The sequence below is a fragment of the Corynebacterium sp. HMSC062A03 genome (genome assembly GCF_001811145.1).
Classification (GTDB): domain Bacteria; phylum Actinomycetota; class Actinomycetes; order Mycobacteriales; family Mycobacteriaceae; genus Corynebacterium; species Corynebacterium aurimucosum.
In genome coordinates this window covers 1-8,505 of the sequence record NZ_KV803697.1, presented here as the reverse complement: position 1 = coordinate 8,505, position 8,505 = coordinate 1, and the positions used below count along the sequence as shown (strand labels likewise).

Genomic DNA, 8,505 nt, shown 5'->3' with positions numbered 1-8,505 from the left:
CCCCGACGTGTCTACTTTCCGGGGGTCAGGCCCCCTGCCCCACAGTGATGCTTGCCGACGCCGGACGCCCACCCTTCGACTGCGCCCGCACCCGAATATCCACACCAGTAATGCGGCCCGTACCACGACCAATGCCATGAAAAGCCTGAATATCGCCCGTGACAGTCAGCGCAGGAGACGGCACCGTCGCGCCAACCATCATCAGTGCTGCCCGACCTTTGCGCAGCTTGCCCAACAGTGGACGGCACCGCACCGGAGAGAGAGCAAGCGCCACTGGCGAGCGATACACAACCAAGTCCAGCCCCTCCGTGAGCACCGCGGCAACACCCAAAGGGTCCACCCCTGGATCCGGCACAGCGATAATGCGGCCCAGATACTTCGGGTCAATTCCGGTATAAGACAATTCCGGCCACCCCACCACACCGGCGTGACCACCTGCTTCCACAACGTGGAGAAGCATCTCCGCAACCAGCGCCGGTGTATCGCTCATATGTGTGACAGCATGGCGCGGTAGACCACCGCCAGGAAGCAGAAATCGAAACTGCTCACCGAGCGAAACCACATCTTCGCTGCCTGCGATCTTCTGTGCGAAGCCGGTACCATCCCCATCACCACCAGGGACAGCACCGCCGATCTGCGCCATTTTGGAGCGGAGCTGGGCGATCTGTTCAGCGTGCGCAGAACCACTGGAGCCCGTCGATACCGTCGATGCCGCCAGGTCCACCTCCGCGACCGTCTTGCGAACACTTGTTCCACTCACGGAAGCTGATTATGCTCCGCGGGCGAACCAAGGTCAATTGAAATTATCGAACATATTTTCTATCGCAGGTCATATGGTAGCGTCCACCTCCATGTACGCCTACGACGTCCGCACCCGGACCACCCCAATCCCCACTCCGCTCATCGTCAGAGTCATGGGAACTGTGGGCGTCGCCGGATCCATCGCAGTCATGGTCTCCCAGCTCGCGATCGGCCCCAAACTCCTCATCGCGCTCGGATGCGTTGCCCTTGCTGTCGCCATCACTTTGCTCCACCCCTACCGGGGCGAGATGAGGGCATTCGCGGAAGAGAAGCGGGTAAGTACGGTGCCGTCGATAAGCATGCTCGTGCCGTTAATGCTTTGGTGGCTGGCGCTCATGCTCGCACCTCTCGCGCAATGGCCAGCCTGGGGAGTCACGCTCACATTCGCGCTCGTTGCTGGCGCTGCGTGGGTACTGTACCCGCATGTCGACGGCTCCCGTCGCCTCGCATACGCCGACTAGCAACGCACGCTGGCTAGCAACGCACGCCGACTAGCAACGCACGCCGACTAGCAACGCACGCTGGCTAGCAGCGCTCCCCGACTAGTAGTTCTCGCCGACTAGTAGTTCTTGCTGCGTTGCACGAAACCTGAATCCACAGGCCCTGGATAAGCTAATCCAGGGCCTTAAGTGCACAAACCAGTACACAAGCAGTGCCGATATTCAGGTTTTAGGAAGAAACCTGAAATCACAACGAGGCTACTCGACGCGCTGACGAAGATCGAAGGCGGCGAAACCTCCCTGAACAGGGACTTCAAAGAGGCCAGCGGCATTGTCTACGCCAGCGAATTCAGGTTTCATGCAAGGATCTCTCGATCCTCCCCCTAGACCCGTGCCATTTAGCCAGCGAGCTTTGCCCGCCAAATGCATACTTGAGCCATGGACACCAACAGCTCGTTTCAGGCCATGTGGGACACGCGCCCGCCACGGATCCCCAAAGAACAAGGTGGCAACCCACTAGTCGGTGGCATCTGTGAGGGCATCGGTGCGCGTTATAACGTCGATGTGACCTTCGTCCGCGTCGTTTTTGCTGTGCTGGCGCTCATCATCGGCGGCGGCATTTTCCTGTACCTGCTGTGCTGGTTCACCATGCCGCGTTTTGGCACGCAGACATCCCCCGCACAGGCGATCTTCACACCGAAAGAACGTCTGAGTCCTGTTGTGCTCAGAGACCGCAGCACAGGCTGGCTGTTGTTGATCGGATTGCTGATCTTCTTCCCGTCCGTCACGCTGGGCACGGATCCCAGGGCAGTATTAGCGCCGCTGGCAGGAATCTTCACCGGGTTTGTCGCGTGGTGGCTTCTGCATCAGCGCACGCCAACGCCGCCACCTTCGCTTGGAGTGCATTACAAATAAAACGAGTGGATCTCGATTACATCGGGGCCTTAGCTTCGCTCCAAAAGCCCAGGTAAAAATTCTCACCTGAGGCAGCTATGTAATCGAGATCCACTGACTATTTAGCATCAACTATTTAGCACTAACTATTTAGCGCTGGCACTTAAATCCTGGGTGTCAGCGCTAAAAGCTGGTTACTCCCACTCGATCGTGGCTGGCGGCTTGGACGTGATGTCCAGCACGACGCGGTTGACGTCCTCAACCTCATTGGTGATGCGGGTGGAAATGGTCTCCAGCACCTCGTACGGGATGCGGACCCAGTCAGCGGTCATGGCATCCTCGGAAGCAACTGGACGCAGGACGATCGGGTGGCCGTAGGTGCGGCCGTCGCCTTGGACGCCGACGGAGCGAACGTCGGCAAGCAGGACGACCGGGCACTGCCAGATCTGGTCGTCGAGGCCAGCCTTGGTTAGCTCCTCACGAGCGATCGCATCGGCTGCGCGAAGGGTTTCCAGGCGCTCCTCAGTAACCTCACCGATGATGCGAATACCCAGGCCAGGGCCCGGGAAAGGTTGACGGTTCACGATCACCTCGGGCAGGCCGAGTTCACGGCCAACGGCGCGGACCTCGTCCTTGAACAGCAGGCGGAGGGGTTCGACGAGTTCGAATTCGACATCGTCAGGCAGGCCACCGACGTTGTGGTGGCTCTTGATGTTGGCGGTGCCGGATCCGCCGCCGGACTCGACAACGTCCGGGTACAGGGTGCCCTGAACGAGGAAGTCGACGGGTGCGTCGTCACCAGATTCGGTGAGCACACCAGCAACGGCACGCTCAAAGGAGCGGATGAATTCTGCACCGATAGCCTTGCGCTTGGCTTCCGGCTCGGTGACACCAGCGAGCTTGCCCAGGAAGGCTTCGCGCTCGTCGACGGTGACCAGCTTCGCGCCTGTAGCAGCCACGAAGTCGGTCTCGACCTGCTCGCGCTCGCCCTGACGCAGCAGGCCGTGGTCGACGAAGACACAGGTGAGTCGGTCACCGATTGCGCGCTGGACCAGTGCAGCAGCGACAGCGGAGTCCACGCCGCCGGACAGGCCGCAGATGGCGCGGCCGTTGGGGCCGACTTGTTGCTTGACTGCGTCGATAAGCTGTTCCGCAATATTGGAGGCGGTCCAGGTCTGCTCGAGGCCTGCGATCTCGGTGAGGAAGCGCGTGAGCACCTCTTGGCCGTGCGGCGAGTGCATGACCTCCGGGTGGTACTGGACGCCGGCCATGCATAGATCAGCGTTTTCGAATGCGGCGACTGGTGCGCCTTCCGATGAAGCGGTGACCTCGAAGCCAGCTGGTGCCTCGGTGACGGAATCGCCGTGGCTCATCCATACCGGGTGGTTGGTCTGCAGGCCGTGGTGAAGTACGCCGCCGCGCACGTTCATTGCGGTGCGACCGTACTCGCGGGAGCCGGTCTTGGCCACGGTGCCGCCGAGCGCCTGAGTCATCACCTGGAAGCCGTAGCAAATGCCGAAGGTGGGCAGCCCCAGCTCGAAAATTGCCGGGTCGAGCTGCGGAGCACCGTCCTCGTAGACGGATGAGGGACCACCGGAGAGCACGAGAGCCACCGGGTCCTTGGCTTTCAATTCTTCTGCGGAAATCGTGTGCGGAACGACCTCCGAATAGATCCGGGCCTCACGCACGCGTCGTGCGATGAGCTGCGCATATTGCGCGCCGAAGTCCACGACGAGGACGGGGCGCGGGTGAGCGTTTGCGGGTGGGGTCTGCTCTGGTGCATTCGAGGTGGTAGTCACGGATTCAGAGTCTAACTCATGGCCTGGATAGACTGAACAGTCGCGACTGTGCAGGGCGGATTAGCGGTTCAGGGCGGCGTCGATAAGCGTGCTCCCGGAAGGTAAGTAGAGTTGAACGCATGTCGGTGAGCGAATTATCCACTTCGACCCAGAACTATTTGAAGGTCATCTGGAGTCTCACGGAATGGTCAGCGGAACCCGTGACGGCAACCCTGATTTCGAAGCAGACGGGGCTGCGGATGTCGTCGGTCTCGGATGCTGTGCGCAAGCTCGCCGCACAGGGGTTGATCGTGCACGCCCCGTACGGCTCGGTGGAATTGACCGAGAAGGGCCGCGGGTACGCAGTGGACATGATTCGGCGCCACCGGCTCATCGAGACGTTCTTGGTGGAGACTCTCGGGTACACGTGGGACGAAGTGCACGATGAAGCGGAGCACTTAGAGCACGCAGTCTCTGACTACCTGGTGGACAGGCTGGACAAGCTGCTCGGCCACCCCACCCGCGACCCGCACGGGGATCCGATCCCGACCGCCGACGGTACGGTGCCCGCTTTGGACGCATGCCGCCTCACGGATGCTGGGGCGGGCGCCGGTGCAGCGGGGACGACGGTCACTGTCGAGCGGATCTCCGATTCGGACCCGACCCTGCTGAAGTTTTTCGAGGAGAATGGCATCGTTGTCGGCGCCGTCCTCACGGTCACTGAAGGCGCACCGTTTTCCGAGTCGCTCGATGTGAAGGTGGACGGGGCAAAGAACTCAGTTCCGCTCGGCCGCACCGCTACCGATGCGCTGTTCGTCTCCAATTAGCCGTGCCGTTCCGCCCCGGCGCGCACGCGCTGTGACGATCCCTTGGCTCGGGCTGAACAGGTACACCAGCAGGAATGCGATCCCCTGCGCCATGACCACGAGTCCGCCAGGCGAAGCGTCGAGGTAGTAGCTCGCGTACAGCCCCGCGACGGAGCATACGGTGGCCACCGCAGGAGCGATCAGCAGCATGCGGCCGAAACTGTCGGTCAAAAGGTGCGCGGTCGCACCCGGAATGATCAGCATCGCCACCACGAGGATCACCCCGACGGCTTGCAGCCCCACCACGCAGGTGAGCGCGAGCAGGGCGAGCAACACTGCCCCAATCAGCTTCGGCCACAGACCAATCGCGTGAGCATGCACGGGATCGAAAGCGAAAAGCGTGAAATCGCGGCGCTTGAGCACGAGCACGGCCAGCGTGGCCACGCCCAAAACGAGGATCTGCACGAGATCAGCTTTGGAGACGCCGAGCAGGTTACCGAAGATAATGTGATTGAGGTCGGTGTGCGAGGGCGTGACGGAGATGAGCACGAGCCCGAACGCGAAGAGCGTCGTGAAGACGATTCCGATCGCAGCGTCTTCTTTGACCCGGCTCGTATCACGCACGACACCGATCAATCCCACGGCGAGGAAGCCGAAGACCACTGCCCCGAGAGCGAAGGGAACGCCCGCGATATACGCCAGCACCACGCCGGGGAACACTGCGTGGGACACGGCATCGCCCATCAGCGACCAGCCGACGAGGACCAGCCAGCACGACAGCACCGCGCACACGATGGAGGAAATCAGGCTCGTGGCGAACGCGCGGACCATGAAGTCGTAGGCGAACGGGTCGACAAGAAAAGAGATCATCGTTTCATCACATCCAGTCCAAAGGCAGCGGCGAGATTATCGGGTTGCAGGACATCCTTGGGCGAGCCGTGCATGAGCACATGCCGGTTGAGCAGCATCGCTTCATCAGCCAGCTCAGGTAACGCAGGGAGGTCGTGCGTGGACACGAAGACGGTGGCACCGCCGTCTGCAAGCTCGCGGAACAGCCGGGTCATTGTCGCTTCGCTGCGCTTATCGACGCCCGCGAAAGGCTCGTCCAGCAGCATGATCCTCGCCCCCTGGGCAATGCACCGGGCAACAAAGGCGCGTTTCCGCTGGCCGCCGGAAAGTTGACCGATCTGACGTGAGGCATAGTCCGTGAGCTCCACACGCTCGAGTGCATGGTTGACGGCTTCGATATCAGCCCGGCGAGGCCGGCGCGTGAAACCGAGTTGTCCGTAGCGACCCATCATGACCACCTCCCGCACGCTGACCGGGAAATCCCAGTCCACTGCCTCGCGCTGAGGCACGTACCCGAGCACACCGGTGCGGCGGGCAACCGCGGGGTCATCTCCGTTGACGGCGACGGTCCCGGAATCCGGCCGGGTCTGCCCCATGATCGTTTTGAATAGCGTAGATTTCCCGGATCCATTCATTCCGACGAGTCCGCACACGCGTCCCGGCGCAATCTCGAGGGATGCACCGTCGAGCGCGAGCACGCTCCCATAGTGAACGGTGACATCGTGCACGGATATCGCGGGAGTCGCATTCGACGAAACGGCCGCCGCGGCTGATGACGTTTCCTGTTGCACCGTGACACCTACTTCTTACCCGTCAACGCCTGCGTGATCACGTCGGCGTCGTGCTTGATCAAGTCGAGGTAGGTCGGAACCGGACCGTCTTTCTCCGAAAGGGAGTCGACGTACAGAGTGCCGCCGAAGGTGGCGTCGGTTGCATCAACTACCTGCTGCATCGGTGCGTCCGAGACCGTGGACTCGCAGAATACGGCCGGCACGTCGTTCTCCTTGACGAATTCGATGGCACGGGTGATCTGCTGCGGAGTTGCCTCATTCTCGGAGTTCACGGCCCAAATGAACCGTTCCTCCAGACCAGCGTCGCGTGCCATGTAGGAGAATGCGCCCTCGCACGTCACCAGTGCGCGATGCTGCTCAGGCAGGTTCGCCAACTCAGTGACCATGCCGTCCTGGACCTCTTGCAGCTCCTTTTTGTACTGCTCGCCGTTCTGCTTGAAGTCCTCAGCATGGTCCGGATCGAGTTCGCTGAAGGCGGTGACCATATTGTCCACGTACTTCTCCACCTCGACCGGGCTCATCCACGCGTGCGGGTTCGGTTTGCCCGCGTCCTCGTCCTCGGTGATGTCGATCGGGTCCACGCCGTCGCTGACGGTGACGTGGGGCGCGTCGACGTCCTCGACGAATTGCGCGAACCAGTTCTCCAGGTTCAGGCCGTTATCCAGAATGAGGTCGGCATCCGACGCGCGGCGGATATCAGCCGGCGTGGGCTCGTAGCCGTGGATCTCCGCCCCCGGCTTCGTCAAAGAATCCACAGTCAAGTGTTCCCCCGCGACATTCTGGGCGATGTCCTGGATCACAGTGAAAGTGGTCAGCACTTTCGGCTTTCCGCCGTCTGCACGATCCTCCTCCGGCGCGCACGCTGTGAGCGCCGCCGCGAGAATCATCGCCATCATCGCGGCTGCTGCCACGAACAGTGCTGATCGCGACTCCCGCTTTTCCGACCGAACCATTGAGTTTTCCTTTCCTGAAAATGCATTCGCCAAGGCTGTTCCATAAGTTACGCCTAGACGTACTTTTTATTCTGGACAAACTTTAGTCGGACTTACAGGAGAGTCAAGATGAATCGGCTGTGACATACGCCTCACCCCGTAGACATGAAAAACGCCCGGGGGATCATTGAAGTTCCACCGGGCGTTGTCGGCCGCGAAAGTGCGCAGCTAGCTCGAGAGGGTGATATCCACCTTCTGGAAGCTCTTGATATCGGTGTAGCCACACTTCGCCATGACGCGGCGCAGACCGCCGGCGAGGTTGTGCCCACCCCAGGTACTGGTGCTCGGGCCGTGGAGGATGGTCTGCAGGCTCGGGCTGTTGTCGCGGAGGTGCTTCACAACATCCTCGGTAGAAACCGCGTCGTCGAGGCCCCAGCCGAAGCTGAATCCACCGAAATCGATGTGCAAAGAAATCCCGGATTTCTACACCAGTGAGGTGGACGGGCGCGAAGTAAAACGTCCGCGCTATGTCGCACGCGACTACGAGGAAGCGAAACAATACTTCGAAGAGGCAATGCGTTGGCTTGCCGAGAACTTCATCCCCGGCGGCATCGATGCTGTGGCCGGAGGGGATATGAATTTTGACGAGAGCACACCGCATAGCCAGTTCCAGGCCGATAGCTTCTCCCCGAAGCCCGATGATCCGTCAAAGCTCCGCTGTAGGCCAGGTATCGCGTACAACACTGACACCTCGGTCAGGTACAAATCTGGCCCAAAAAAGGGTAAACAGATCTCGGGTAATCAAAAAATGATCGACGCGCAGCGCGGACTCCGTGAACACATGCACGCGCTCGGCTACCCAGTAGAACTGGAAGTCTCCGAACGTCACGATGAATCCCTAAACCTCGACCGCTACACGGAGCAGCAGGATCGTGAACGCGACCTTGCCAACCGCGAGGATGAAGTAGAAGTCAAGCGCCGTTCCGTACACCGCGACATGGACGCGATTGATCGTGACCGCGAGCAAGCAGCAAAAGAACTGGAACAGGCCCAGGCGGACCGTGAAGCAGCGCGAAGTGTACAGGAGAACGCTGAACAGCAGGCTCGCGAGGTTGCAGAGCGTGTGTTGCGTGAAGCACGCGAGAAGGCTGAGCAGGACGTCGAGCAGATCCGTAGCGATTGAGGTTACCCTCGTTTAGTGGACACCCTATTTG

At 60.8% G+C, this 8,505-nt stretch carries 9 protein-coding genes and 1 pseudogene; 4 read left to right on the top strand and 6 right to left on the bottom strand.

Translation table 11 applies throughout. The features are described 5' to 3' along the window. Nucleotides 1–25: 25 nt before the first annotated feature. Nucleotides 26–760 carry a hypothetical protein gene (locus tag HMPREF2781_RS09785; protein ID WP_246821838.1) on the bottom strand — a complete coding sequence of 245 codons (735 nt, stop codon included), beginning with the start codon at nucleotides 758–760 and terminating at the stop codon, nucleotides 26–28. Nucleotides 761–851: 91 nt separating this feature from the next. Here HMPREF2781_RS09785 and HMPREF2781_RS09780 point away from each other — a divergent pair, with 91 nt between their 5' ends. Both HMPREF2781_RS09780 and HMPREF2781_RS09775 read left to right on the top strand, forming a co-directional pair. Further along, complete coding sequence (locus tag HMPREF2781_RS09780; RefSeq protein ID WP_070516661.1) at nucleotides 852–1,262, top strand: hypothetical protein; 411 nt, start codon at nucleotides 852–854, stop codon at nucleotides 1,260–1,262. Nucleotides 1,263–1,679: 417 nt separating this feature from the next. After that, nucleotides 1,680–2,156: a PspC domain-containing protein gene (locus HMPREF2781_RS09775; protein ID WP_070516662.1), complete on the top strand. Its 477-nt coding sequence runs from the start codon at nucleotides 1,680–1,682 to the stop codon at nucleotides 2,154–2,156. Between the two features lie 173 nt (nucleotides 2,157–2,329). On the opposite strand, the gene guaA is transcribed toward HMPREF2781_RS09775, so the two are convergent. Further along, entirely contained in the window at nucleotides 2,330–3,934 is a 1,605-nt protein-coding gene (guaA, locus tag HMPREF2781_RS09770) for a glutamine-hydrolyzing GMP synthase (RefSeq protein WP_070516664.1), read from the bottom strand. 119 nt (nucleotides 3,935–4,053) lie between these two features. Here guaA and HMPREF2781_RS09765 point away from each other — a divergent pair, with 119 nt between their 5' ends. Beyond that, nucleotides 4,054–4,740 (top strand): metal-dependent transcriptional regulator, encoded by a 687-nt coding sequence (locus HMPREF2781_RS09765; protein ID WP_070516666.1) that lies wholly within the window; start codon nucleotides 4,054–4,056, stop codon nucleotides 4,738–4,740. Here the strand turns inward: HMPREF2781_RS09765 and HMPREF2781_RS09760 are convergent. The 4 genes and pseudogenes from HMPREF2781_RS09760 to HMPREF2781_RS12725 all read right to left on the bottom strand — a co-directional run. Beyond that, nucleotides 4,690–5,589: a metal ABC transporter permease gene (locus tag HMPREF2781_RS09760; RefSeq protein WP_070516668.1), complete on the bottom strand. Its 900-nt coding sequence runs from the start codon at nucleotides 5,587–5,589 to the stop codon at nucleotides 4,690–4,692. The two genes, HMPREF2781_RS09765 and HMPREF2781_RS09760, sit on opposite strands and share 51 nt — an antisense overlap. Continuing rightward, nucleotides 5,586–6,359: a metal ABC transporter ATP-binding protein gene (locus HMPREF2781_RS09755; protein ID WP_070516670.1), complete on the bottom strand. Its 774-nt coding sequence runs from the start codon at nucleotides 6,357–6,359 to the stop codon at nucleotides 5,586–5,588. The genes HMPREF2781_RS09760 and HMPREF2781_RS09755 overlap by 4 nt, the downstream gene beginning before the upstream one ends. Before the next feature lie 8 nt (nucleotides 6,360–6,367). Beyond that, nucleotides 6,368–7,246, bottom strand: coding sequence for a metal ABC transporter substrate-binding protein (locus HMPREF2781_RS09750; protein ID WP_246821840.1), 879 nt, complete (start codon nucleotides 7,244–7,246; stop codon nucleotides 6,368–6,370). A 273-nt stretch (nucleotides 7,247–7,519) separates the two neighbouring features. Further along, a pseudogene (locus HMPREF2781_RS12725) lies at nucleotides 7,520–7,663 on the bottom strand (GuaB3 family IMP dehydrogenase-related protein); the annotation flags it as partial. Between the two features lie 88 nt (nucleotides 7,664–7,751). Here HMPREF2781_RS12725 and HMPREF2781_RS09745 point away from each other — a divergent pair. Next, nucleotides 7,752–8,474 carry a flotillin family protein gene (locus HMPREF2781_RS09745; protein ID WP_210386030.1) on the top strand — a complete coding sequence of 241 codons (723 nt, stop codon included), beginning with the start codon at nucleotides 7,752–7,754 and terminating at the stop codon, nucleotides 8,472–8,474. Nucleotides 8,475–8,505: the final 31 nt, after the last annotated feature.